Genomic DNA, 24,633 nt, shown 5'->3' on the forward strand with positions numbered 1-24,633 from the left:
ACTGAGGTGAAGACACTATGTCTGATCTGAGCAATTTCGGCTTCGTGCTGCCGCACTGGTTCTACTGGGGCTGGCTGGCCATCATGCCGCTTCTGATGATGGCCTGGGACCGGTGGTCCAGCGGGCGTGGCGTGCAGGCTGTCGACAAGAACGCCGAGGCCAATGAAAAGCTTCAGCAGATTGAAGCTGAGATGTCCAAGAAGATCGAGTCCGACTACGAGAACTGGTTTACCCGCGTCGTCGACTGGATCAGCGAGAAATCCGGGGTGTTCATTTCCTTCTGGACGGTGAATGCCGTGGTGTTCTATTTCTTCGAAGTGGTCATGCGTTACATCTTCAACATGCCCACCATATGGGTGCATGAGGCCAGCTTCCTGCTGTTCGGCATGCAGTACCTCCTGGCGGGCGCCTTCGCCTTCCTGCACGGTGCCCACGTGCGGGTGGATGTGGTCTATAACCTGCTGCCGGTCCGTGGCCGGGTGGGTATGGACATCTTCACTTCCATGTTCTTTTTCATCTTCTCGGTGGCACTGATCATCACTTCCTGGACGTTCTTCCAGAATTCCTACTCCATGGATGAGCGCACCGTGGAAACCTGGGGCATCCAGTACTGGCCGGTCAAGGCCATGATGCTGCTGGGCGCCGTTCTGATCACCCTGGCGGGTCTGTCCAAACTGATCAAGGACATTGCCCTGTTCGTCAGGCTCGGCCGGGAGCAACACGCATGAGTACTACCGTGACCAGTCAAAACTCCTCTAACCTCAAGGGCAAGCTCGGCACCTGGCTGATGATCATCGCCACGGTAGCCCTAGCCTTTGTAATGTGTGTTGAGTTCATCAACATCCTGTTCTACGACCCGTTCAGTGACGAAAAATTCCTGTTCAAGCTGGCGGGTGTTCTGTCCGATGTAAAAATCGGGCCGCTGACCTACCTGATGTTCGGGTCCCTGCTCATCGCTTTGATGATGGGCCTGCCGCTGGCGTTCGTGACCGGTGGCCTCGGGGTCGTGTTCATCTATCTCGTGGGTGATTCGCTGATGCTGAACATCATCCCGAGCCGGATTTTCCCGATGATGACCAACTCGGATCTGGCAGCGATTCCGTTGTTCATTTTCATGGCCGCCATGCTCGAACGGGCAGGGCTGATCGAGGAAATGTTCAACGTGGTCTACAAGTGGATGGGTGGTGTTGGCGGTGGCCTGGCCATTGCAACCATCGTCGCCTCCACGCTGCTGGCCGCCATGGTCGGCGTTATCGGTGCCGCCGTAGTTACCATGGGTATCATTGCGCTGCCGGCGATGCTCAAACGCAATTACGACCACAAGATTGCCCTCGGCTCGATCATGGCCGGTGGCACCCTGGGTATCCTGATACCACCCTCGATCCTGGCGATCCTGTACGCGGTTGTGGCCCAGCAGTCGGTGGGTGAGCTCTATCTCGGGTCGGTCATCCCGGGCATTCTGCTGTCGAGCCTGTACGTGTTCTATGTGTGGATGCGCGCCAAGATCAATCCGGACCTGGGACCACCCATTCCCGAGGAAGAGCGTATCGGACTCAAGGACAAGCTCCTGCTGCTCAAGGACCTGATTGCACCGCTGGTACTGGTGTTCCTGGTGCTCGGTCTGCTGTTTGGTGGTATCGCGACGCCGGTTGAGGCCGCAGGCATTGGCTCCTTTGGCGCCATCCTGGTGGCGATGAAGCACAAGGTTTTCTCCATCGCCACGCTCCGGGACGCGTCAATCACTACCGCCAAGGCGTCTGCCATGGTGCTCTGGATCATGTTCGGTGCGTCGGTGTTCGTGGGCTTCTATATCCTTCAGGGTGGTCAGGACTTCATTACCGAATCCATCCTCGGCACCGGCCTGAGTGCCTATGGCATTCTGCTCCTGCTCATGATCCTGCTGGTGGTGCTCGGTATGTTCCTCGACTGGGTCGGTATCCTGCTATTGGCAGTACCCATCTTCATTCCTATTGTCGAGGCGCTGGAATTCCCGGGTCTGTTCGGCCTGCCCGGCGTGGAGGGCGACGATGTGGTGCTCTGGTTCGGGGTGCTGTATCTGGTGAACATGCAGATGTCGTTCCTGAGCCCGCCCTTCGGTTATGCGCTGTTCTACATCCGCGGCGTGTGCCCGCCGGAGATCACCATGGGCACGATCTTCAAGTCGTCCCTGGTATTCCTTGCGATCCAGGCTCTCGGGGTATTCCTCTGCATCCTGTTCCCGGCCATCACCACGTGGCTGCCAAATCTCGCTTACGGTTAATTTTCAGGAGGAAACGCAATGTTGACAATCAATCGGTTGGACCTGGCGGATGCCCGCATCCTTATTGAAGGCGCCGCCGAAAAGGCCCGCGACATCGGTGTGCCCATGTGCATCGCCGTGGTGGACGAATCCGGCAACCTGATCGCCTTCGAGCGCATGGATGGTGGCAAGATCACCAGCGTGACCATCGCGCAGGACAAGGCGTTCACGGCGGCGGCCGCGAAGAAGGCCACCCACGACTACAACAAGGTGAACGTGCCTGGCAGCCTGGCGTTCGGTATCCATACCGAAGTGGGCGGGCGCATCAGCTCCGTGGGCGGTGGTCTGCCGGTGATTGTCAACGGCGAGGTTGTAGGTGGTATCGGTATCAGTTCCGGCACGCCGCAGCAGGATATGGACTGCGCGCAGGCCGGACTGGACCACTTTGAAACCAAACGCGGTTAATGGCTGTCACATAGAAGTCATCCAAATCCAGCGTCATTCAGGCCCGAAGCCCGGTCTCCGGGCCTGAACTTCAGCCTGGGCCCTGAGCTCAAAGGTTAGTGAGTGTCATGAATACCAAGCCGAAAGTCAGCAAAGGCGAGCTGGCTGAGCAGTTCCGGGCGTTTATCGACCCGGCCTTTGTCATCACCGATGACGAAACCATGAAGCCCTACGAATGCGATGGCATGTCGATGTACTGCGAGATGCCTTTGCTGGTGGTGCTGCCAGAGACCGTCGAGCAGGTGCAGCGGGTTATGCGCATCTGCAATGAGCACGGGATTCCGGTGGTGGCCCGGGGCGCGGGAACCGGTCTCAGCGCCGGCGCCATGCCCAACAAGGAGGGCGTGGTACTGTCGCTGGCCAAGTTCAATCGCATTGTTGAAATCGACCCGCTGGCCCGCACGGCGCGCCTGCAGCCGGGCGTTCGCAATCTTGCCATCAGCGAGGAGGCTGCGCAGTACGGCCTGTACTACGGTCCGGATCCTTCGTCCCAGATTGCCTGCACCATCGGCGGCAACGTGGCGGAAAACTCCGGCGGCGTGCACTGCCTCAAGTACGGCCTGACGGTTCACAACATCCTCAGCGTTGAGATGGTGACGGCCGAGGGTGATGTGGTCACCGTCGGCAGCGACGGCCTGGACAGCTGTGGCATGGATCTTCTGGCCCTGATGACCGGCTCGGAGGGCCTGCTGGGCGTGGTCACGGAAGTGAAGGTAAAACTGCTGCCCAAACCGGAAGTGGCCAGGGTGGTCATGGCCGGTTTTGATGATGTTCAGAAAGGCGGCGATGCCGTTGGCGGGATTATCGCCCATGGCATCATTCCGGGTGGTCTGGAAATGATGGACGGCCACGCAATTGTGGCGGCGGATGATTTCGCCCGGGCCGGTTACCCCCGCGATGCCAAGGCGCTGCTGTTGTGCGAGGTGGATGGCACCGAAGAAGAGGTGGATGAGCACATCGCCCAGGCGGAGGAAGTGTTCCGCAAGCTTGGAGCCACCTCGGTACGCACTTCCCGCAGCGAGGAAGAGCGCGCCCTGCTCTGGAAAGGGCGCAAGTCCGCCTTCCCGGCGGTGGGCCGGATCTCTCCCGATTATTACTGCATGGACGGCACCATTCCCCGCCGTGAGATTGCCCATGTGCTCACCGAAATGGAAAAGATGTCGGACGAGTTTGGTCTGCGCGTGGCCAACGTGTTCCATGCCGGCGACGGTAACCTGCACCCGCTGATCCTCTTTGACGCCAACGTGCCCGGCGAATTCGAGCGCACCGAAGCGTTCGGGTCCCGGATTCTTGAATTGTGTGTGGAAGTGGGCGGCTGCATCACCGGCGAACACGGTGTGGGCGTGGAGAAGATCCGCCAGATGGCCGTGCAGTTCAACGATGAGGAGCTGCAGCAGTTCCACGACGTGAAAGCGGCGTTTGACCCCGCCGGTATCCTGAACCCCGGCAAGGGCGTACCTGCCCTGCGGTTCTGTCAGGAATACCGTTCCCTTGAGCACAAACAACACACGCACGAGCATACGGAAGCCGCCCATGGCTGATATTTCCCAACAACTCAAGGAGCAGGTGCTCCAGGCCCGGGACAGCGGGCACAAACTGAATATCGTTGGCGGCGGTACCAAGGCCTTCATGGGCCGGGAAGCCGATCCAGACGCCGGAACCCTCAGCGTGGGCGAGCACACCGGCATCGTTGATTATCACCCGGTGGAGCTGGTGCTGACCGTACGCGCCGGAACGCCACTGATCGAAATAGAGGCCACCCTGGCCGAAGAGGGTCAGTGCCTGCATTTTGAGCCCCCGCATTTTGGTGCGGCTTCCACCATCGGTGGCACCCTGGCCTGTAACCTTTCCGGCCCGGGACGCCCCTGGGCAGGCTCGGTGCGCGACCAGGTGCTGGGCATTCGCCTGCTGAACGGCAAGGGCGAACACTTGCGGTTCGGTGGTCAGGTGATGAAGAACGTGGCCGGTTACGACGTTTCCCGGCTTCAGGCCGGAGCCCTGGGCACCCTTGGTGTCATCACCGAAATCAGTATGAAAGTGATGCCCGGGCCGGCGGCCTCCGTCACCCTGGTCCAGGAGATGGCCATGGACGAGGTGGTTCACTACATGAACAGCCGGGCCGCCGAGCCCAAGCCGATCACTGCAGCCTGCTGGGTGGACGGCAAGGTATACCTGCGGCTTTCCGGTGCAAAGTCAGCGGTGGAGGCCACTGCGGACAAGTGGTCCGGAGAAGTACTGGAGAATGGCGACCAGTTCTGGCGTCAGGTTCAGGACCTGCAACACGACTTTTTTGCCGGTAACGACGTGCCCCTCTGGCGTTTCTCGGTGGGCTCAACCGCCCGGACCCCGGACCTCGAGGGCCACTGGTTTATCGACTGGGCCGGCTCACAACGCTGGTTCCGGGGTGCAGGCGAGCTGAAGGACCTGGAGCCCGCGGCGCGGGCGGCGGGCGGCCAGGTGAGCCTGTTCCGGGGCGGAGACCGCTCGGGCGAGGTGATGCACCACCAGCCGGAGGCCCTGAAAGGTATTCAGCGTCGCATCAAGAACGCGTTTGATCCGGACAATATTTTCAATCCCGGACGTTTATACAGCTGGTTGTAATTATGCAAACGAATCTGGTTCAACAATTTGCCAATACCAAGGAAGGGCAGGAGGCCGAGTCGATACTGCGCGCCTGTGTGCACTGCGGTTTCTGTACCGCCACCTGCCCCACCTATCAGGAACTGAACGACGAGCGGGACGGCCCCCGGGGCCGGATCTACCTGATGAAGATGTTCCTGGAAGGCGCCGAAGTGACCGAGAAAACCCGGGAGCATCTCGATCGGTGTCTTACCTGCCGCAGCTGTGAGACCACCTGCCCGTCCGGCGTGCAGTACGGCCGGCTGGTGGATATCAGCCGTGGCCTGATCGAGAAAGAACTGCCGCGCAAGCCGAAGGACAAGTGGCTGCGCTGGGGCCTGGCCCGGGTTGTGCCCAACCGTCAGTTGTTCGGCTTTCTGCTGCGCCTCGGCCAGAGCTTCCGCCCGGTGCTGCCGGAGAAACTGCGCACCAAGGTACCGCCCAGAAAGCAGGCCAGCCCCTGGCCTGCCGCCAGTCACAGCCGGGTGGTTCTTGCTCTGGCTGGCTGTGTGCAGCCCTCGGCCACGCCCAACACCAACGCGGCGGCCGCGCGGGTTCTGGACCGGCTCGGAATTACCATGGTAGAGGCCCCCGAGGCTGGCTGTTGTGGCGCGGTGAATTATCACCTTTCCGAGCATGAAAAAGGTCTGGAGCGGATGCGCCAGAACATCGATGCCTGGTGGCCGGCGATCGAATCCGGCGCCGAGGCCATCATCATGACGGCATCCGGCTGTGGCGCCATGGTTCAGGATTACGGGCACCTGCTCAAGGATGACCCGGTGTACGCCGCCAAGGCGCAAAAGGTCAGCGAGCTGTGCATCGATCTGGGCGCCTTCCTGCTCCAGCAGGACCTGGAGTCGCTCAAGGTGCGCCAGGATCCGGGCAAGGTGGCGTTCCACTGTCCCTGCACGCTGCAACACGCCATGAAGCAGAATGGCGTTGTGGAGCAGGTGCTGACCCGCGCGGGCGTGAACCTGGCGGCCACAAAGGACAAGCATCTCTGCTGCGGCTCAGCCGGTACCTACTCGGTCACCCAGCCGGAGATGAGCCAGAAACTGCTGAGCAACAAGCTCAAAGCTCTGACCGTCGACAATCCGGACCGCATCGTGACCGCCAATATCGGCTGCCAGATGCACCTGGAGACCAAATCTCCGGTGCCGGTGCAGCACTGGATCGAGCTGCTGGATCAGTAAGGCTCGAACCCGCGGTTTGATAGCGGTTTGATAAAGGGTCAGATGAGTCCATCATCTGACCCTTTTTTTCGTTATACTGCCCGACCCGATAACGCAACCACAGGGAGTGGAACCGTATGCCAAGGATGATGGCGGGTGTTGTTTTGTCTTTTTTACTGGTGCCAGTGGCCTCGGCCGACGTTTACACCTGGATTGACAGCCAGGGCGTGGCGCATTTTTCCGATTACCCGCCGGGTGAGATTCCCCACCGACAGATCCGCGTGAAGCCGCCCACGACGGTACCCATGGCAGAGAACCTGGAGCAGGGCGAACGGATTTCCGATATTCGCAGGGAAGTGGATGGTCTGCTGGCTTCAGGTCGGCCAGATGGTCCAGCCACCGGCGCCCGGGAACGGGCAGAGGCAAAACTCGAGAAAACCTGCGCCGGCTACCGGCGCAAGCTGGAAAGGATTCAGTCAAAGCTTCGGGCCGGCTATAGCAACGACCGGGGCAATACCCTCAGACAGCAGCGTCGCACCTTGAGCCAGAAACTCAGCCGGGAATGCATCCTGCGCTGAGGGGGCCGGCAGGAAACCAGATCAGGCCCGCTTGAAGCTGGCCAGGGCCACGGCGGCAGTCACGAACAGGCCACCAAAGACCCGGTTCATCTGGCGCTGGCGTCGTGCGGTGGTCATGAACCGGAACAGCTGGCTGGCGAGCAGGGCATAGCCCAACATTACCAGGCAGTCCACCAGGATCAGGGTAACGCCCATGGTCAGCAGCTGTGGCCCGTGCGGGGCGCCCGCCACCAGGAACTGGGGGAACAGGGCGACCAGGAACACGGTGGCCTTGGGGTTGGTCAGATTCACGAATACCGCGTTCCAGAACCGCTTGTGGCCACTCACCGGCTGGCGGTCGTCGTCCATGGATTCCATCACCGGTTCCCGCCACTTGGAGATGCCAAGCCAGACCAGATAGGCGACGCCCAGCCACTTGATGATCGACAGGGCGAGGTTGGAGGAGGCGATGATCGCGCCCAGCCCGGCGCCCACCAGCAGGATCTGGAGGCCAAAGCCCAGCTGCAGGCCCATGATGGCGGGCAGGGAGCGGCGCACGCCATAACGCATGCCGTTACTCATGGTATTGATGGCCCCGGCGCCGGGGGAAACACTGATCAGCACGGCAGCAACCAAAAACGTGAGCCAGGCGGCAAGTGACATGATTTACGCTCCTGAAAATGCCAAGAGATACACCGTGTAGGCCACGAAGGCAAGCAGCAGGGCGCCGCCCTCAAACCGAGTGATCCGGCCCGGACCACGGAAACCGTAGCCCAGTACAAACAGCGCCAGGGTTAAAGCGGCCATGACCGGCAGGTCCCGGGTGAGGACTTCCGGTGCTACTGTCATGGGCGCAATCATTCCGGCAATACCCACCACCGCCAGGGTATTGAACAGGTTGGAGCCGAGAATATTGCCCAGCGCCAGATCGTGTTCGCCTTTACGGGCGGCAATGATTGATGACGCCAGCTCCGGCAGCGACGTGCCCACGGCCACAATCGTCAGCCCGATCACCAGATCGCTGATGCCGAACGCCGTGGCCAGATCGACCGCACCCCAGACCAGTATCCGCGAACTGACGATCAGCAGTAACAGGCCGAGCCCGAGCCACAGCAGGGCTTTTTTCAGGGGCATGGCGTGGATTTCACCGGCCATGTCTTCAGCCAGGGCATCCCGGGGCTGGCGCATGCCCTGATAGATACTCCAGCCAAGCAGGCCGGCGAAAACCACCATCAGGCCAATGGCGTCCATGCGGCTCAGGGCACCATCCCACAGCTGCCAGCCGGCAAAGGCCGTCACCAGCAGGAGGATGGGGAGCTCCTTGCGCATGACCTGCGAATGCACCGCCACCGGGGCCATCAGGGCAGTAATGCCGAGGATCAGGGCGATGTTGGTAATGTTCGAGCCGTAGGCGTTACCCAGGGCCAGGCCGGGGTTACCCTGGGTCGCGGCCAGCGCCGACACCGCCATTTCCGGCGCTGAGGTGCCAAAACCGACCACCACCATGCCAATCAGCAGGGGTGGCATGCCAAAATGATTGGCCGTTGTCGCCGACCCTTCCACAAACTTGTCCGCGCTCCACACCAGTAGAACCAGACCCGCAATGATCGCCCCGATGGCCATCAGCATGTTGGATACTCCTCAAGTCAGTTGCCGTCTCGGCGAAGAAAGAATCTACGGTGCCACAGAATGCCACAATAGGTACAAGTTCATCAGCCGGCCTTATCTCGCCACCGTGCGCGTTGTCTCTCAAAACCCGGGATAAGCGGGCGTTCTTCCGTTCATCAGCGCAGACATTTTCTGCCATTTTTCATGCCTTAAGTCATCAAGATGTCTGTTTCCGTGCGACTTATGCTGAATGTGTCAATTCAAGCAGGGGAGATGTCCGATGAAGACAGAAGAGATTATTGATAAGTGGCTCGACAAGTGTGATGAGGCAAGGATGGCCCAACAGCGGTACGAGGATAATCCGAGCCCCACGAATTACTCGGCACTCAGACAGGCATTACGTGCGCGCCGGCTGATGGAAGAGCGCCTGGATCCGAGGAACAGGCTGGCGCAGAGCTTGCCAGCTTGACGCCAGTGAGCGTGCTCCAGAAACAACAAAGCCCGCACAAGGCGGGCTTTGTCTGGAATCTTGATGGTGCCCGGAGGCGGAATCGAACCACCGACACGGGGATTTTCAATCCCCTGCTCTACCAACTGAGCTATCCGGGCATGTTGCGCGTCTGCTGTGCAACGGGGCGCTATTAAACCGGTTTCGATGTATTGAGTCAAGGCTGCGCCGGAAAAATTTCGCAATCTTTTCAGGGTTGCTCAGGCTTTGACCAGCGCGGTTTCACTGCTCCGGGGGAACATAGCCTTCGGCCTTGTCGAAGGGCTCGTTGTTGAAGAAATGTTCCATCTGGGCCTGCAGGTATTTGCGGGTGTTCGGGTCCATCAGGCTCAGGTGTTTCTCGTTGATCAGCATGGTCTGCTGGGCCTGCCATTCCTCCCAGGCCTGTTTGGACACATTCTCGAAGATGTCCTGGCCCTTGGCGCCGGGCATGGGCGGGAAGTCCAGGCCTTCCATTTCTTTCTGGTATTTGCGGCAGAACACGGTGCGGCTCATGGTGGCTCCTGTAGGCAAATGTTTTGGCGCAGATGATAACAGATCGGAGAGCTGGTAGGTGGGCGGCCTCGGCTCAGAGCAGGGCCACCTGCTCGGGCTCGGTCAGTAGCGTGCGGATGGGCGCCGGCAGTCCCAGGCCGAGGGCTTCATGCCGGTGCAGCCATTTCAGGTTATCCCGGTCGGCCAACGCGTTCTTGCCTCCAGCAACCGTCAGCCGGGCGGGTTGAATGTGCAGATGGTAGTGGGAGAAGGTGTGCCGGAAACCGCTGATAAGCTCTGGCTCGCTGCAATCCAGCCCCAGATGCCGTTCGCAGGCTTCCTGCAGTTCATCCGCTCCGAAGGCCGGGTCCAGCTCCGGAAGGCTCCAGAGGCCACCCCAGATGCCGCTGGGCGGTCGCCGCTCAAGCAGGATTCTGCCATCGTGGTCCTCGAGGATAACCATCCAGGTATTTTTTTCGGGCTTCGTTTTTTTCGGTTTGGAGCCCGGATAGAGCGCGGTTTCACCGGCCGCGTAAGCGGTGCAGTCTTGCTGAAGAGGGCAGCCGTCGCAGGCCGGTCGGTTGCGGGTGCAGACCATGGCGCCCAGATCCATAATGGCCTGGGTGTAGTCGCGCACCCTCTGTTCGGGGGTGTGTTCTTCTGCGCGCTCCCATAGCTGGTGCAGCACCCGAGTCTGGCCCGGCCACCCGGGGATGGCGTGGTAGCGCGCCAGCACCCGTTTCACGTTACCGTCCAGGATGGCCGCGCGAATGCCGTGGGCCTGGGCCAGAATGGCTGCGGCGGTGGAGCGGCCGATGCCGGTGAGGGACTCCAGCAGTTCCTGGCTTTGTGGAAACTCGCCACCAAACGCCTCAACCACCGTTTGCGCGGCTTTTTGGAGGTTGCGGGCCCGGGCGTAATAGCCAAGGCCGGACCAGTGGCTGAGTACGTCATCCACCGGCGCGGTGGCGAGCGCCTCAACATCTGGAAAGCGCGCCATGAAGGCTTCGAAATAGGGAATGACCGTGGTTACCTGGGTCTGCTGGAGCATGATCTCCGACACCCAGACCCGATAGGCGTTCCTGTTATGGTGCCACGGCAGGTCGTGCCTGCCGTGACGGTCGTACCAGTGCAACAGCCGGTCGGCAAAGCTGTCCGCCATCAGTTGAACAGCCCCTTGAGCTTGTCGCCCACCTTCTCCTGAATCTTTTCCTGCACCTTCTCTTCTGCCTTGGCCTTGGCCTTGTCGACCTCTTCCTTGACCTTGGCTTTGGCGGCGTTTTCGGCAATGGTTTTCAGGGTGTCCCGGAAGCGGGAGCCATCAAACGAGCAGAGTCCGCCCGGGTTTTCGGAGAAGTTGCCGCGGCATTCAACGGGGATCACCGCGTTCTTCACATACTCTGTTACCCGGCAGGCGTTGTCCCGGTGGATTTCACCAACCACGCGCAGCCCCAGCTCGTAATCGAGCATGGACTGGGCCATGTCCACGGTGCCGTTACCCTCCAGGCGCATGCCAGCGAGGGCGGCAACCAGGTTGGTGTTATTGAGGGTGTTGCCGTTGATCTCCAGGGTGCCGCTCATGTCGTTGAACGGCGTGGTGGTGCCCCAGTCGGACGTGGTCAACTGGTCCTGATTGGCCAGGGCGATGCCCTGGCAGGCCATACGGGTCAGGTTCATCTGACGGAATTCACCCTTGGCCAGGTTGAACGTGATCTGACCGTCGGCGTTGCTGCGCAGGGCCGAGATCCGGTTGCCCGTGGTGGTGGCATTCACTTTCAGGTTGGCGCCACCGCTGAGCATCTCAAGTTCGGCCAGATCGGTGAGCAGGGGCAGGGTCTGCACGTTGCTCACGTCCGAGTTCACTGCCCACTTCGGATTGTCGCTGCGGGCGTCCAGGGTAACATTTGCGCCGAAGCTGCCTTCGTAAAGTTTCCCGCTGAATTCATCCATCTTCAGCAGTCCATCTTTGGCGGTTGTGCTGGCCTTGATCTCATTGATGGTCAGGTTGCTGACGATCAACTGGCCAAGACCGAAATCAACATCCAGCAACAGGCTGCGCAGGGTCTCAAGGGGCAGCAGGTCGCTCTCGGGGCTGCTGCCGGTAGCCTGCGAGGTACCGGAGGACGCGGTTTCGTTGCCACCGCTGGCGGCTTCTGCCTCTGCCTCCGGGGGCAGGTAGCGGTCGGCGTTGAGTTTGTCGCCCTGGAGATTGAACACGATACCGCTGTTGGCGAGGCTGTAGCTGCCGGAGCCCTTGAAGGTAGTTTCATCCAGGCGGATGTTCAGGTCGCTCAGTTCCACCTTGCCGGCGGGGCCGCCGATGCCTGTTGAAAAGGCGATGGCCTTGAGTACGTCGGGATCGCGGGTCTCCACCGCCGGCTGGCCAAGATTGTCCAGCAGCTTCTTCAGGGAGAACTCGGCGATTGAAACCTTGCCGTTCAGGGCGGGCGAGTCTCCAAACCCTTTAACTTCGAGATCGGTGTTCAGGCTGAGGTTGGCCAGGGAGGCGGAGAAGCCGCTCAGGCTGGCGGTTTCGTTTTCCAGGTTCGCGCTGGCGGAGCCGCCGAGCTCTGCGGTAACGCTTTTGCCGCCAAACGGCTCGCCGGTCATGTCGAACACCGCCTTCAGGCCCGAGACCGCGAACTGGTTCAGCGCCTCGTTGGCCGCCAGGCGGGCACTGATGCTGCCGTCCACCTCAAGGGCCGGTTTCGCGGTGGCAACCCGAAAACCGATCTCCAGGGGAAATTCGGAGCCGAGGGTAATGCTGCTGGCGTTTACGGTGAAGTTTTCGAGAGTGACGGACTGGCCGGTGCTCTGGTCGGTGTAACGCACCTGTGCATTGCCGATCTGGACATTTTCGACGTTGAAATTAAGGGGCTCACCGCCGGCCTGTTGGACGTCCTGGGCCTGCTCATCCTGTGCGCCTGCGGTCTGTTCGGAGGCCGCGCCCTCAGTTTTCTCCGGCATGATGCGGGTCCAGTTACCCTCGCCCTGCTCATTAACAACCAGTCGCGCGTCGAGGCCGTTGAGCACGAAGGTGTTTACCCGCGGCGACATGGCAATGAGTGACCAGAAGTCTACCTGGGCAACCAGTTGCTCCAGGGCCACGAAACGCTCGCCATCCAGATTGGCCTCAACTGCGTTAAGCTCCAGGCCAAGGGGAATGAAAGACCAGCCAATATCGCCTTCCAGAACAAGATCCAGATTGGTCGCATCTTCGACGGCCTTCTCAATCTGTGGCTTGTAGTCGTTCGGGTTGATAACGGCCATGGCAATGGCAACCGCAGCCACGGCAAGAACGATCAGCGCAACGATGGCGATCAGCACATAACGGACGGCTTTCATGATTCGGGCTTCCTTCCTCATGTTGGGAGCGTGTAGAGATTCCGGGAGAACTCTGTTGGTAATAACCCAAAGGATAACGCAGGGTTAACAAATTAACAGCGCAGGAGTATGACAATGCGGTAGTGTTGGGCCAAAATACACGTCCTTAATTTCTGGCTACAGTTGTAGCAGTAAGAGCACCAACAAACATAAAAAGGAGTAGACCGTGGCAATTACCGTTTCGATTGAGCTGAACCGGGAACTCGAAATACCGGGAAGCTACGATGAGGTTTTCGAGCTGCTGGCGGATGTGCCACGCTCTGCCAGCCATTTTCCGAAAGTTCATAAGCTCACTGATCTGGGCGACAATGCGTATCGCTGGGAAATGGAGAAGGTGGGCGTGGACAAGCACGCAATCCAGTCTGTGTACGCCTGCAAGTACCACGCAGACAAAAACGCCGGCAAGATCACCTGGGAGCCGGTAAAAGGCGAGGGCAACGGCGTGGTGCGCGGCTCCTGGACCCTGAAGGCCAAGGGCGACAAGGCCACCGCGGTAAAATTCCAGACCAGTGCCGAGCTAACCGTCCCTCTGCCGAGCCTGCTCAAGCTGGCGATCAGTCCGGTGATCAAGCACGAGTTCAACAGCCTCGTGGACACCTACATGAACAATCTCAAGAAGGCGTTTTAAGCGAGCGCGACTATCGGCTCAATTGAACCGTTTGCGGGACTCCGGCCAACAGAAAAGGTATAATCGCCCGGTATAATACTTCCGGCGCACTGACGCCCTTTTTTATGGATCGTTACGGAGTCCCCATGGCCGAACGCAAGGCTCGGGTAGAACGAAATACCCTTGAAACCCAGATCACCGTAGAGATTGATCTCGACGGTACCGGCAAGTCCAGTTTCGACACCGGCGTGCCGTTCCTGGAGCACATGATGGACCAGATCGCCCGCCACGGGCTGGTGGATCTGAACATTGTTGCCAACGGTGACCTGCATATTGACGACCACCACACCGTGGAAGACATCGGCATTACCCTCGGTCAGGCCTTCAAACAGGCCGTTGGCGACAAGAAGGGCATCCGCCGCTACGGTCACGCCTACGTGCCGCTGGACGAAGCCCTTTCCCGCGTGGTGATCGACCTCTCCGGCCGTCCTGGCCTGATGATGGATGTACCCTACACCCGTGGAGCCGTTGGCGGCTTCGATGTGGATCTGTTCGAGGAGTTCTTCCACGGCTTTGTGAACCACTCCATGGTGACCCTGCACATCGATAACCTGAAGGGCAAGAACACCCATCACCAGATCGAGACCGTATTCAAGGCCTTCGGCCGTGCATTGCGCATGGCCATTGAAATGGACGAGCGCATGGCGGGCATCACCCCGTCCACCAAGGGTTCACTGTAACCCGATCGTTCCGGAAAGACTCGCTGTTGCCGGCCATTCCTGGCCGGTCAATCAAGGACACCGCAACAACCATGAAAACCGTTGCCATCATCGACTACGGCATGGGCAACCTTCACTCTGCCAAAAAGGCGGTGGAGCACGTTGCTCCGGATACCACCGTACTGGTCACCGACAACGCCCGGAAAATCCGCGAAGCTGACCGCGTTATCCTCCCGGGCGTGGGCGCCATCCGCGATTGCATGGCCGAAATGCAGCGCCTGGGTGTTGTCGAGCTGGTTCGCGAAGTCTCGCAGGATCGTCCGTTCCTGGGCATCTGCGTTGGCATGCAGGCCCTGATGTCCCGCAGCGAGGAAAACCGGGGCGTTGACTGCATCGGCCTGTTTCCCTCGCAAGTACGCTACTTCGGCGACCACCTGACCGAGAACGGCGAACGACTGAAAGTGCCGCACATGGGCTGGAACCAGGTGTACCCGTCGGTTGATCACCCCCTTTGGCACAACATCCCGGATGGCGACCGCTTCTACTTCGTGCACAGCTATTACGCCGAGGCCGAGGGCAATGCCGACATGGCAGGCCGAACCCATTACGGCGTGGACCTGGCTGCCGCGGTTGCCAGGGACAATATCTTTGCCGTGCAATTCCACCCGGAGAAAAGTGCCCGGGCGGGTTTGCAGCTTCTGAAAAATTTCACAGACTGGACTGGAAAATGCTGATAATTCCCGCGATCGACCTCAAAGACGGCAAATGCGTTCGCTTGCGTCAGGGCCGTATGGACGACTCCACGGTATTTGGCGACGACCCGGTCGACATGGCCACCCGGTGGGTGGAAGCCGGCGCCCGTCGTTTGCACCTGGTTGATCTGAACGGCGCCTTCGCCGGTGAGCCGGTAAACGGCGAGATTGTCCAGGCCATCGCCCGCAAATACCCGGACCTGCCCATCCAGATTGGCGGCGGTATCCGCTCGGCGGAAACCATCGAAGCCTACCTCAAGGCTGGCGTACAGTGGGTCATCATCGGCACCAAAGCCGTGAAGGAGCCCGAGTTCGTGACGGAAATGTGCAGGAAATTCCCGGGCCACATCATTGTTGGTCTCGACGCCAAAGACGGACGCGTTGCCACCGACGGCTGGGCCGAAGTCTCCGAAGTGATGGCCACCGATCTGGCCAAACGCTTTGCCAATGACGGCGTTGAGTCCATCGTCTACACCGACATCAGCCGTGACGGCATGATGCAGGGCGTGAACGTGGAAGCCACAGCGGCACTGGCCGAAGAAGGCGGTATCCCGGTGATTGCCTCCGGTGGGGTGACCAACATGGACGACCTCAAGCGCCTGGCCACCGTCGCCGACAAAGGCATTCTCGGCGCCATCACCGGTCGGGCCATCTACGAGGGCACCCTCGATGTGGCCGAAGCCCAGGCCTTCTGTGACAGCCTGAAGGGGTAAGCAAACCATGGCATTGGCGAAACGCATCATTCCCTGCCTTGATGTCGACAAGGGACGAGTGGTCAAAGGCGTGAATTTCGTGGATATCCGCGATGCCGGCGATCCGGTGGAAGTGGCCCGTCGCTACAACGAGCAGGGCGCCGATGAAATCACCTTCCTGGATATCACCGCCAGCCACGAAAGTCGCGACACCACCTACGAGACCGTCGAACGGATGGCGGCGGAAGTGTTTATCCCGTTGACCGTGGGTGGCGGCGTGCGCACCGTGGACGACATTCGCAAACTGCTGAATGCCGGTGCCGACAAGGTCTCCATCAACACCGCTGCCGTGTTCAACCCGGAGTTCGTGCGGGAAGCGGCCGAGCGTTTCGGGAGCCAGTGCATTGTGGTGGCCATTGATGCCAAGCGGGTCAGTGCCGAGGATGAAGCGCCCCGCTGGGAGATCTTCACTCACGGTGGCCGCAAGCCAACCGGCCTGGATGCAGTCGAGTGGGCCCGCAAGATGGTGGACATGGGCGCCGGCGAGTTGCTGCTTACCAGCATGGACCGGGACGGCACCAAGATCGGGTTTGATCTTGGCCTGACCAGGGCCGTGAGTGACGCGGTGATCGTGCCGGTGATTGCTTCGGGGGGCGTGGGCGAACTGCAACACCTGGCTGACGGTGTTACCCAGGGTGGGGCCGACGCGGTGCTGGCGGCCTCCATTTTCCATTTCGGCCAGCACACCATCCCGGAAGCCAAGGCCTTCATGAAGGCCCAGGGCATCGAAGTCCGGGACTGATCCTACTTCTTCTGCGCAAGGGCAGGTCGGATGGCCTGCTTTTCGCCTTCTGCAAACATCTCGCGATTGCCATTGCGCATGGCCCACAGCCCGCTGACCGTAGCAATGGCGATGCCCTGGCGGTCCAGTTCTGGCAGGTGCTTTTCCAGATAATCCACGGTGACCTTGTGAGGATGGCCAATACCAATGGCGCTTCCGTTCTCGCGGGCGCGCTTGATCAGCAGCTTGAACTGGCGATCAATGAACTCTTCAGTCTGCTCGTGATCGAGGAAGACATCCCGTGCCAGGGTCGGAATCCGGTAGGCTTCGGCCACATCGCCAGCAACCGTGGAAGCGATGGTGCGGCTGTCGACGAAGTACACCGGGTAACGGAACAGCTCCTTCATGATCCAGTCCATGGGCTGCAGCTGCTGGGTGAGCAGGCTGCCCATGTGGTTGTTGACCCCGCGAACATGGGGAATGGACTGCAGGGCGCGGCGAAGGGTTGTTGCCATGCTTTGTTCGTCCATGTCCGGCGTCAGGCCGCCGGGGCCGAGCCCGAAATTGCGGGTGTTGGCCATGGGCGCGTGGAGCATGATTTCCTTGTTCTGGCGATGGGCGAGTCGGGCCAGGGTGTCGGTGTGGCGGCGGTAGGGCAGGAACGCCAGGGTCAGGGGCTGGTCCATCATGGCCAGACGCTCACCCTCGGCCAGGTCGTGGCCCATGTCGTCGATGATGATCGCGATGGTGGGTGGCAGCGTCCGGTTACCGGGTTCCGCGGAAGCCACGCCGGCGCTGGTCATGAGAACCAGCACCAGCAGTGTGACAGCTGCTTTCACTGACTGTTTCCTTTCGTCATGCCCCTGGTCTTCGGGTTCAGGATATGGATCCCTTTGAGCAGGTTCAGGGCCGAGCGAAGCTGGTAGTCGCGCTCTGCCAGCGATACCGAATCAGCCTCTTCAGGACGGTCGGCTTTCTCCTGCTCCTGTTCCTTCTCGTTCTGTCCTTCCAGGTGCCCGCTCAGGTCTGCCTCGGTAAAGAAGGGTTTGCTGTCCAGCTCCTTCAGCTCAGCCGGGCGCACAACGATGTCGGGCTTGATGCCGGTAGCCTGGATGGAGCGGCCGTCCGGGGTGTAGTACCGGGCGGTGGTCATCTTGATGGCATGGGTTTCATCCAGCGGAATCACGGTTTGAACGCTGCCCTTGCCGAACGACTGGGTGCCCATCACCACGGCTCTTTCGTGGTCCTGCAGCGCGCCTGCCAGAATTTCGGAAGCGGACGCCGAGCCGCCGTTGATCAGAACCACAATCGGGGTGCCTTCCATCACGTCCCCTTCCCGGGCACTGAAACGCAGGCGCGAGCTCTGGATACGGCCCTCGGTGTAAACAATCAGGCCTTCATCCAGCAGCGCGTCGGCCGATTCCACCGCTGCCTGGAGCACGCCGCCCGGATTATTTCGCAGGTCGATGATCAGGCCATCCAGGTCCCGGCCCAATTCTTCCTCAAGGCCTACCAGAGCGTCCTTGAACTGGCTGCCGGTGTCGGCCTGGAACTGGGTGATCCGGACATAGCCATAGCCGTTTTCCAGCATGCGGGATTTCACGCTGGTTACCTTGATCACATCGCGCTCAACGTCAATCTCGATCGGCGCGCTCTCTCCCTCACGCATGATGGTCAGGGTGACGATGGTGCCCGGTTTGCCGCGCATCAGTTTGACGGCTTCCTCCAGGCTCATCCCTTTCACCGGCTTTTCGTCCAGCTTGATGATCAGGTCGCCGGCCTGTACCCCGGCTTTCTGGGCGGGGGTGTCGTCAATCGGGGCAATGACTTTCACAAAGCCATTTTCCATACCCACTTCGATGCCCAGGCCCCCGAATTCGCCTGAGGTGCTTTCCTCCAGCTCTTCGTAGTCCTTGGGCGCCAGGTAGGTGGAATGCGGGTCCAGGTCCGAGAGCATGCCCTTGATGGCGCTTTCCAGCAGCTTCCGGTCGCTCACCTCCTCAACGTAGGCGTCCTTGATGCGGCTGAACACCTCGGTGAACTTGCGCAGATCCTCCAGGGGAAGCTGTTTTTCCGGGTCGGGCAGGCTGATCTGGACGCGCTCACCGTTCTGGATGCCTTCCAGTAGCTGTTCGGTTTCCGATGCCGGGTCCTGCGCCAGGGCAAGCCCGGAGGCGGTGGCAAAACAGGTAGCGATCACAAGTGTGCGTAAAGGCGTGGCATGGAGTGTACTTCTGACCCGTTTCATTCCCATATCCTGTTTTGATTCCGATAGTTGGACCCGTTCCCCGGCTCCGGACAGTATGGCGCCACCCGGGCCGTTTGTCAGCCCTTGGCGGAGACGTCAGTTTGCCAGCCAGCGGCGGGGATTGTCAGGCTTGCCGTTGTGTCGAACTTCAAAATACAGGGCTGGCGTATCGGTGCCGCCGGTCTGTCCTGCTATGGCGATGGACTCCCCGGCTGTAACCCAGTCGCCGGGGCTGGTGAAGAGGCTGCTGCTGTGGCCATAGAGTGTCATGTAGCCATCGCCGTGATCAATGATGGTGATCAGGCCAAAGCCCCGCAGCCAGTTGGCGAAAACCACACGGCCGTGGTGTATGGCGCGGATTTCCGCTTCTTCCCCGGTTCGGATCAGCAGGCCGGTGCGGCGCAGCTTGCCGTCGGCGTAGCGATCGCCAAAGCCACTCAGGACCTGGCCCTCTACCGGCCAGGGCAGCCGGTTGCGAAGTGAGGCAAAGGGCTTGGATTCGTTCGGGGACGGAATGTTATTGATGGCCTGCTGGACTTCTTCCAGCAGTTTTTCAAGGCGCTTGCGGTCTGCTTCCAGCTCCTGGCGTTCGCTGCGGCGGTTCTGAATGTCGGCATTTAGGGAGGCGAGGGTCTGTTGCCGTTCCTGTCGCGACTGCGCCAACGCCTGCTGACGCTGGGCCAGACCTTTTTCGGTGTTGGCCAGCTCAACCCGGGTGGCTTCAACCGCGGCCTGAGTGGTCCGGAGCTCTTCCAGGCTTGCGCGGAAGGCTTCAAGGCGTGTGACTGTGTGTTTGCTCAGGTACTCGTAGTAGGTGAGGGTGCGGGCAATCCGGTCCGGATCAATCTCATTGAGCAGCACCTTGACCGCCGGCGCATCCCCTTCCATCCAGGCGGCGCGAATCTGGCTCTTGAGGCTTTCCCGCTGGCGGTCGAGGGTGCGGGACAACTCCCTTTCCTCGTCCTCAAGTTGGTCCAGCCGCTGCTTCTGTTGTTCGGCCTGATCGCGCAGGGACCGGCGTTCGCGGGTCAGGCGGCTGATGGTTTTTTCAGTTTCGGCCAGTTGCCGCTCCAGGGCAGAGCGGTCTTCTTCGGCGTCGGCCAGCCACTCATCGATATCCTCAATCTGTTCCTTGAGTTCCTCGATCTGGGCTGGTGTAACGTCCTGCTGGGCGAGAGCCGGCGCTGCGCCCAGGCCAAGGGCGAGCGCCAGCAGTGCGGCTGATCGCACGGCGAATATCCGCTGTCTGATCAACCGAGCTCAACCAGGCTGTGCCCGGTCATTTCCTTCGGTTGTTCCAGTCCCATCAGGGCGAGGAGAGTGGGCGCGACATCGCTCAGGCTGCCGTCGTCCCGGAGGTTCACCCGGCGATGGCCGGTGTAGACCAGCGGTACCGGGCCGATGGTGTGCGCGGTGTGGACCTGCCCGGAGTTGGGGTCGGTCATCTGCTCGCAGTTGCCGTGATCGGCGGTGATCAGGGCTTCGCCGCCCACCTCGTCGAGGGCTTCGACAACGCGCTTTACGCACTCGTCGAGGCATTCTGCAGCCTTGATGGCGGCGTCCAGTTTGCCGGTGTGGCCGACCATGTCGCCGTTGGCGTAGTTGCAGACCACCAGATCGTACTTGCCGCTCTTGATGGCTTCAACCAGCTTGTCGGTGACCTCGGGGGCGCTCATCTCCGGCTGAAGGTCGTAGGTGGCGACCTTGGGGGAGGGCACCAGGATGCGATCCTCGCCGTCGAACGGCGTTTCCAGGCCGCCGTTAAAGAAGAAGGTCACGTGCGCGTACTTCTCGGTTTCGGCAATGCGCAGCTGGGTCTTGCCCTGCTTGGCCATGTACTCGCCGAGCCCGTTGGTCAGCTGTTCCGGCGGGTAGGCGCAGGAGGTTTTGATGTCGGCCGCGTACTCGGTCAGCATCACAAAATCCGCCAGTTCCGGATATTTCTGGCGCTGGAAGCCATCGAAATCCTTCTCCACGAAGGTGCGGGTCATTTCCCGGGCGCGGTCGGCCCGGAAGTTCATGAACAGAACGCTGTCGCCGTCATTGATGGTGCCTTCGGACTCGCCGGGCGCCTGGATCCGGGTGGGGGATACGAACTCGTCGTTCTCACCGCGCTCGTAGGCCTGCTCCAGGCCGGAGACCGGGTCCTTGGCAACAAATTCGGCGGTGCCCTGGGTCATCAGGTTGTAGGCGGCCTCGATGCGATCCCAGCGGTTGTCGCGGTCCATGGCGTAGTAGCGGCCAACCAGGGAGGCTACCCGGCCAACCCCGAGGCTTTTCAGTTTGGCAGCGGCTTTTTCCAGCGAGGCCTTGGCGCTGCGGGGCGGCATGTCGCGGCCGTCGAGAAACGCATGTACGTAAACTTCCTTCGCTCCGCGGGCGGCAGCCAGTTCGGCGGCGGCCAGAATGTGATCTTCGTGGCTGTGTACGCCACCGGGGGACATAAGGCCCATCAGGTGTACCGCGCGGCCGCTCTGTACGGCCTTGTCGATGGCGGCACACAGCACCGGGTTTTCCTGGAAGGTGCCGTCTTCAAGGTCTTTGTCGATGCGGGTCAGGCTCTGGTACACCACGCGGCCAGCGCCGAGGTTCATGTGGCCGACTTCGGAGTTGCCCATCTGCCCCTGTGGCAGGCCCACAAACATGCCCGAGGTGTTGATCAGGGTCTTGGGCTGATCCTGCCAGAGCTTGTCCCAGAAAGGGGTATTGGCGTTGCTGATGGCGTTGTCCTCGGCCGGGTCGCGGTGGCCCCAGCCGTCCAGAATAATCAGTGCGGTCGGCTTGCGCATTGCAGTCATCATTCAGTCCGAAAGTAAAAATGTTAGTAAATTTACTAAAACGAAAAGGCAGTTTATCTATTTTCGCATTTACTGACCAGTTTCGTCACCTTCTGTCCGGCAACCAGGCTGTGTATAATCCGGCCAAACTCACTATCAGGGTAAGTGCATGGACCGGTTGTTTGAATTTGTCGTTAACCACTACATTCTGGTGTCGCTGTTTGTGGCATTTCTGGTGGCGATCCTTATTCTGGAGTCCCGTCGCGGTGGTGCCAAGATCTCGGCCCAGGGCGCGGTCAACCTCATCAATAAAGACGAAGCCGTGGTGGTGGACATCCGGGACCGCAAGGAGTTTGGTGAGGGCCGTATTACCGGTTCCATCAACATTCCGCTGAACAGCCTGAAAAGCCGGGTCAACGAGCTGAGTAAATTCAAGGACAAGCAGATCATTGTGGCCGACAAGATGGGCCAGCATTCAGCCATGGCGGTAAAACAGCTGAATGCCGAGGGCTTCAGCAACGTGTCGCGGCTCAATGGGGGTATCGCTGACTGGAAAGCCAGCAATCTGCCGCTGGTGAAGAAATAGAGCCGGCCTTGATCTGAAACCCAATCTGCCGCACTGTTTCACATTAGCCGGCCGGGCGCCGACGTAGAATGCTTCGGCAGCAGACCAGATAACACCCCACAATAAAGGGGCTCCGTGCCCCACGATTGAGAACGAAAGGATTGAACATGGCTGAGAACCAGCAAGCCGCCGCAGGCGGTGACAACCAGAACCAACCGCAGTTTGCCCTTCAGCGCATCTATGTGAAGGACCTGTCTTTCGAATCACCCAACTCTCCGCTGGTTTTTCAGGAGCAGTGGAAGCCGCAGGTGAACCTGGACCTGAACACCTCCCACAACAAGGTCAGTGACAACCAGTACGAGGTTGTACTTTCCCTGACCGTCACCGCGAAGGTGGGAGAGAAAGTCGCCTACATCGTTGAGATTCAGCAGGGCGGCGTGTTCCTGGTGCAGGGTATTGAAGGTCAGCAGCTGGGCCAGATGCTTGGCGCCTACTGCCCGACCATTCTGTTCCCCTATGCCCGAGAAGCCATTGATGGCGTGGTCAACAAGGGCAGCTTCCCGGCCCTGATGCTGGCGCCGGTGAACTTCGATGCCATCTACGCCCAGGCCCTCAAGCGCAAGCAGGAAGAGGCCGCTGGCGAGGCGAAGGAAGAGCAGCAGGCGCACTGATCGCCGCTCTCTGGAAAAGAAAAAACCGGCCCTGGCCGGTTTTTTTGTGCCTGCACGGTTTCTGGTCTAGACCGCACCCTGGAAGCCCAGTTGCCGCCAGGCCTCGTAAACCACCAGCGCGGCGGTATTGGAGAGGTTGAGGCTCCGGCTCTCCGGGCGCATGGGTACCCGCAGTCGCCGCTCTGGCGGCAGGGATTCCCGGATCTCCACGGGCAGGCCCCGGGTTTCCGGACCGAACATCAGGTAGTCGCCGTCCTGAAAACTCACCTGATGGTAATGGGTGTGGCCTTTGGTGGTCAGCCCGAACAGGCGTTCAGGCTGCTCGCTGGCCAGGAACTCGTGATAGTTCCTGTGGACTTTGACCGAGGCGTATTCGCTGTAATCGAGGCCGGCCCGCCGCATCTGCTTGTCCTCCAGGTTAAAACCCAGCGGTTCGATCAGATGCAGCTGGCAGCCGGTGTTGGCGCACAGCCGGATGATGTTACCGGTATTCGGCGGTATCTCCGGCTCGTACAGCACCACGTGGAGCATGCAGCTCAGCGCTCAACCGCCAGGGCCACGCCCATGCCACCGCCGATGCACAGGGTCGCCAGGCCCTTGTGGGCATCGCGGCGAACCATCTCATGCAGCAGGGAGACGAGAATCCGGCAGCCAGAGGCGCCGATGGGGTGGCCCAGGGCAATGGCGCCGCCGTTCACGTTTACCTTGCTGGTGTCCCAGCCCATGTCCCGGTTCACCGAAATGGCCTGAGCGGCGAAGGCCTCATTGGCCTCTACCAGGTCGAGCTCGTCGACGCTCCAGCCGGCCCGCTGCAGGCAGCGCTGGCTGGCGGGAATCGGGCCGGTGCCCATGATGGTGGGGTCTACGCCGGCGTTGGCGTGGGCCTTGATGGTGGCCAGCGGCGTCAGCCCCAGCTCCCTGGCTTTCTCGGCGCTGCACACCATAACGGCAGCTGCGCCGTCGTTCAGCGAGGAGGCGTTGCCTGCGGTTACCGTGCCGTCCTTCTTGAAGGCGGCACGCAGGTTGGCCAGGCCTTCGGCGGTAACGCCGTCACGGGGGCCTTCGTCGCGGTCGACCACGATGGGGTCGCCTTTGCGCTGGGGAATGGTGACCGGCACGATCTGGTCATCGAAATAACCAGCGGCACGGGCCGCGGCGGCTTTCTGCTGGGAAGCGGCAGCGAATTCGTCCTGCTCCTGCCGGCTGATGCCGTATTTCTCGACGATGTTCTCGGCAGTGATGCCCATGTGGTAGTCGTTGAAGGCGTCCCAGAGGCCGTCCTTGATCATGGTATCGACCAGGTTCCAGTCGCCCATGCGCTGGCCATTACGGCTGTTGGGCAGAACGTGAGGGGCCTGGCTCATGCTCTCCTGGCCACCGGCAATCATCAGCTCGGCGTCGCCACAGCGAATGGCCTGCACCGCCATGTGCACCGCCTTCAGGCCCGAGCCACAGACCTTGTTGATGGTCATGGCGGGCACGGAAGCCGGGATGCCGGCGTTGATGGCCGACTGGCGAGCCGGGTTCTGGCCGCAGCCGGCGGTCAGTACCTGGCCCAGTACCACTTCGTTCACCTGGTCTCCTGGCACGCCGGTTTGCTCCAGGATCGCCTTGATGACGGCGGTGCCGAGCTGGTCGGCACGCAGGCTGGAGAGACCTCCGCCAAAGGTTCCGATGGCGGTACGACGGGCGGCAACAATAACGACATCTCTCATGGGGATTCTCCGGATCGTAGGGACGCCCGGGGCGCAGCCCG

General features: G+C 60.7%; 26 protein-coding genes and 1 tRNA gene. 15 read left to right on the forward strand and 12 right to left on the reverse strand.

The genetic code is table 11. From position 1 onward, the window contains the following. Window positions 1–17: 17 nt before the first annotated feature. From ACFC20_RS11775 to ACFC20_RS11805, 7 genes are all read left to right on the forward strand, one after another. Window positions 18–728 (forward strand): TRAP transporter small permease subunit, encoded by a 711-nt coding sequence (locus tag ACFC20_RS11775; RefSeq protein WP_375193172.1) that lies wholly within the window; start codon window positions 18–20, stop codon window positions 726–728. After that, window positions 725–2,260 (forward strand): TRAP transporter large permease subunit, encoded by a 1,536-nt coding sequence (locus tag ACFC20_RS11780; RefSeq protein ID WP_375193173.1) that lies wholly within the window; start codon window positions 725–727, stop codon window positions 2,258–2,260. Before ACFC20_RS11775 ends, ACFC20_RS11780 begins: the two co-directional genes overlap by 4 nt. A gap of 18 nt (window positions 2,261–2,278) precedes the next feature. Then, a complete protein-coding gene (locus ACFC20_RS11785) occupies window positions 2,279–2,704 on the forward strand; it encodes a heme-binding protein (RefSeq protein ID WP_375193174.1) in 426 nt (141 codons plus the stop codon). Window positions 2,705–2,811: 107 nt separating this feature from the next. After that, complete coding sequence (locus ACFC20_RS11790) at window positions 2,812–4,284, forward strand: FAD-linked oxidase C-terminal domain-containing protein (RefSeq protein WP_375193175.1); 1,473 nt, start codon at window positions 2,812–2,814, stop codon at window positions 4,282–4,284. Then, window positions 4,277–5,344, forward strand: coding sequence for a glycolate oxidase subunit GlcE (gene glcE / locus ACFC20_RS11795; protein WP_375193176.1), 1,068 nt, complete (start codon window positions 4,277–4,279; stop codon window positions 5,342–5,344). Before ACFC20_RS11790 ends, glcE begins: the two co-directional genes overlap by 8 nt. A gap of 2 nt (window positions 5,345–5,346) precedes the next feature. After that, window positions 5,347–6,555 (forward strand): glycolate oxidase subunit GlcF, encoded by a 1,209-nt coding sequence (gene glcF, locus ACFC20_RS11800; protein ID WP_375183443.1) that lies wholly within the window; start codon window positions 5,347–5,349, stop codon window positions 6,553–6,555. A 143-nt stretch (window positions 6,556–6,698) separates the two neighbouring features. Beyond that, entirely contained in the window at window positions 6,699–7,112 is a 414-nt protein-coding gene (locus ACFC20_RS11805) for a DUF4124 domain-containing protein (RefSeq protein ID WP_375183442.1), read from the forward strand. A gap of 21 nt (window positions 7,113–7,133) precedes the next feature. Here ACFC20_RS11805 and rhtB read toward each other — a convergent pair whose 3' ends face one another. After that, window positions 7,134–7,754, reverse strand: a complete 621-nt coding sequence (gene rhtB / locus ACFC20_RS11810; RefSeq protein WP_375183441.1) for a homoserine/homoserine lactone efflux protein — start codon at window positions 7,752–7,754, stop codon at window positions 7,134–7,136. A gap of 3 nt (window positions 7,755–7,757) precedes the next feature. Next, window positions 7,758–8,720, reverse strand: a complete 963-nt coding sequence (locus ACFC20_RS11815; protein WP_375193177.1) for a calcium/sodium antiporter — start codon at window positions 8,718–8,720, stop codon at window positions 7,758–7,760. Between the two features lie 259 nt (window positions 8,721–8,979). Between ACFC20_RS11815 and ACFC20_RS11820 the strand changes: the two genes are divergently transcribed. Further along, complete coding sequence (locus ACFC20_RS11820) at window positions 8,980–9,168, forward strand: hypothetical protein (protein WP_375193178.1); 189 nt, start codon at window positions 8,980–8,982, stop codon at window positions 9,166–9,168. A 64-nt stretch (window positions 9,169–9,232) separates the two neighbouring features. Here ACFC20_RS11820 and ACFC20_RS11825 read toward each other — a convergent pair. From ACFC20_RS11825 to ACFC20_RS11840, 4 genes are all read right to left on the reverse strand, one after another. Beyond that, window positions 9,233–9,308: transfer RNA gene (locus ACFC20_RS11825), tRNA-Phe, on the reverse strand. Between the two features lie 121 nt (window positions 9,309–9,429). After that, a complete protein-coding gene (locus ACFC20_RS11830) occupies window positions 9,430–9,702 on the reverse strand; it encodes an oxidative damage protection protein (protein WP_375193179.1) in 273 nt (90 codons plus the stop codon). A gap of 73 nt (window positions 9,703–9,775) precedes the next feature. Beyond that, entirely contained in the window at window positions 9,776–10,843 is a 1,068-nt protein-coding gene (gene mutY / locus ACFC20_RS11835; protein ID WP_375193180.1) for an A/G-specific adenine glycosylase, read from the reverse strand. Next, the gene (locus tag ACFC20_RS11840; protein WP_375193181.1) at window positions 10,843–13,026 is read right to left on the reverse strand and encodes an AsmA family protein; all 2,184 of its coding nucleotides are present in this window, start codon (window positions 13,024–13,026) and stop codon (window positions 10,843–10,845) included. Before ACFC20_RS11840 ends, mutY begins: the two co-directional genes overlap by 1 nt. Window positions 13,027–13,231: 205 nt before the next feature. On the opposite strand from ACFC20_RS11840, the gene ACFC20_RS11845 reads away from it, so the two are divergent. The 5 genes from ACFC20_RS11845 to hisF all read left to right on the forward strand — a co-directional run bounded on the left by ACFC20_RS11845 (window position 13,232) and on the right by hisF (window position 16,637). Further along, window positions 13,232–13,693, forward strand: a complete 462-nt coding sequence (locus tag ACFC20_RS11845) for an SRPBCC family protein (protein WP_375193182.1) — start codon at window positions 13,232–13,234, stop codon at window positions 13,691–13,693. 125 nt (window positions 13,694–13,818) lie between these two features. After that, window positions 13,819–14,412, forward strand: coding sequence for an imidazoleglycerol-phosphate dehydratase HisB (gene hisB, locus ACFC20_RS11850; RefSeq protein WP_375193183.1), 594 nt, complete (start codon window positions 13,819–13,821; stop codon window positions 14,410–14,412). A 71-nt stretch (window positions 14,413–14,483) separates the two neighbouring features. Next, window positions 14,484–15,125 carry an imidazole glycerol phosphate synthase subunit HisH gene (gene hisH / locus ACFC20_RS11855; RefSeq protein WP_375193184.1) on the forward strand — a complete coding sequence of 214 codons (642 nt, stop codon included), beginning with the start codon at window positions 14,484–14,486 and terminating at the stop codon, window positions 15,123–15,125. Further along, the gene (gene hisA / locus ACFC20_RS11860) at window positions 15,119–15,856 is read left to right on the forward strand and encodes a 1-(5-phosphoribosyl)-5-[(5-phosphoribosylamino)methylideneamino]imidazole-4-carboxamide isomerase (RefSeq protein WP_375193185.1); all 738 of its coding nucleotides are present in this window, start codon (window positions 15,119–15,121) and stop codon (window positions 15,854–15,856) included. Before hisH ends, hisA begins: the two co-directional genes overlap by 7 nt. A gap of 7 nt (window positions 15,857–15,863) precedes the next feature. After that, window positions 15,864–16,637 carry an imidazole glycerol phosphate synthase subunit HisF gene (hisF, locus tag ACFC20_RS11865; RefSeq protein WP_091987764.1) on the forward strand — a complete coding sequence of 258 codons (774 nt, stop codon included), beginning with the start codon at window positions 15,864–15,866 and terminating at the stop codon, window positions 16,635–16,637. Between the two features lie 2 nt (window positions 16,638–16,639). On the opposite strand, the gene ACFC20_RS11870 is transcribed toward hisF, so the two are convergent. From ACFC20_RS11870 to gpmM, 4 genes are all read right to left on the reverse strand, one after another. After that, window positions 16,640–17,419 (reverse strand): divergent polysaccharide deacetylase family protein, encoded by a 780-nt coding sequence (locus ACFC20_RS11870; protein WP_375193215.1) that lies wholly within the window; start codon window positions 17,417–17,419, stop codon window positions 16,640–16,642. A 32-nt stretch (window positions 17,420–17,451) separates the two neighbouring features. Next, window positions 17,452–18,864 (reverse strand): S41 family peptidase, encoded by a 1,413-nt coding sequence (locus ACFC20_RS11875; protein ID WP_375193186.1) that lies wholly within the window; start codon window positions 18,862–18,864, stop codon window positions 17,452–17,454. Between the two features lie 96 nt (window positions 18,865–18,960). Continuing rightward, window positions 18,961–20,094, reverse strand: coding sequence for a murein hydrolase activator EnvC family protein (locus ACFC20_RS11880; RefSeq protein WP_375193187.1), 1,134 nt, complete (start codon window positions 20,092–20,094; stop codon window positions 18,961–18,963). Window positions 20,095–20,114: 20 nt separating this feature from the next. Beyond that, window positions 20,115–21,662 (reverse strand): 2,3-bisphosphoglycerate-independent phosphoglycerate mutase, encoded by a 1,548-nt coding sequence (gene gpmM / locus ACFC20_RS11885; RefSeq protein WP_375193188.1) that lies wholly within the window; start codon window positions 21,660–21,662, stop codon window positions 20,115–20,117. A 148-nt stretch (window positions 21,663–21,810) separates the two neighbouring features. Between gpmM and ACFC20_RS11890 the strand changes: the two genes are divergently transcribed. Both ACFC20_RS11890 and secB read left to right on the forward strand, forming a co-directional pair. Beyond that, window positions 21,811–22,227 (forward strand): rhodanese-like domain-containing protein, encoded by a 417-nt coding sequence (locus ACFC20_RS11890; RefSeq protein ID WP_091987752.1) that lies wholly within the window; start codon window positions 21,811–21,813, stop codon window positions 22,225–22,227. 146 nt (window positions 22,228–22,373) lie between these two features. Further along, window positions 22,374–22,877: a protein-export chaperone SecB gene (secB, locus tag ACFC20_RS11895; protein ID WP_375193189.1), complete on the forward strand. Its 504-nt coding sequence runs from the start codon at window positions 22,374–22,376 to the stop codon at window positions 22,875–22,877. 66 nt (window positions 22,878–22,943) lie between these two features. Here the strand turns inward: secB and trmL are convergent, their stop codons facing one another. Next, window positions 22,944–23,408, reverse strand: coding sequence for a tRNA (uridine(34)/cytosine(34)/5-carboxymethylaminomethyluridine(34)-2'-O)-methyltransferase TrmL (trmL, locus tag ACFC20_RS11900; protein WP_375193190.1), 465 nt, complete (start codon window positions 23,406–23,408; stop codon window positions 22,944–22,946). Window positions 23,409–23,413: 5 nt separating this feature from the next. After that, entirely contained in the window at window positions 23,414–24,592 is a 1,179-nt protein-coding gene (locus ACFC20_RS11905) for an acetyl-CoA C-acetyltransferase (protein WP_375193191.1), read from the reverse strand. Window positions 24,593–24,633: the final 41 nt, after the last annotated feature.

The organism is Marinobacter sp. (assembly GCF_041984545.1).
Lineage (GTDB): Bacteria > Pseudomonadota > Gammaproteobacteria > Pseudomonadales > Oleiphilaceae > Marinobacter.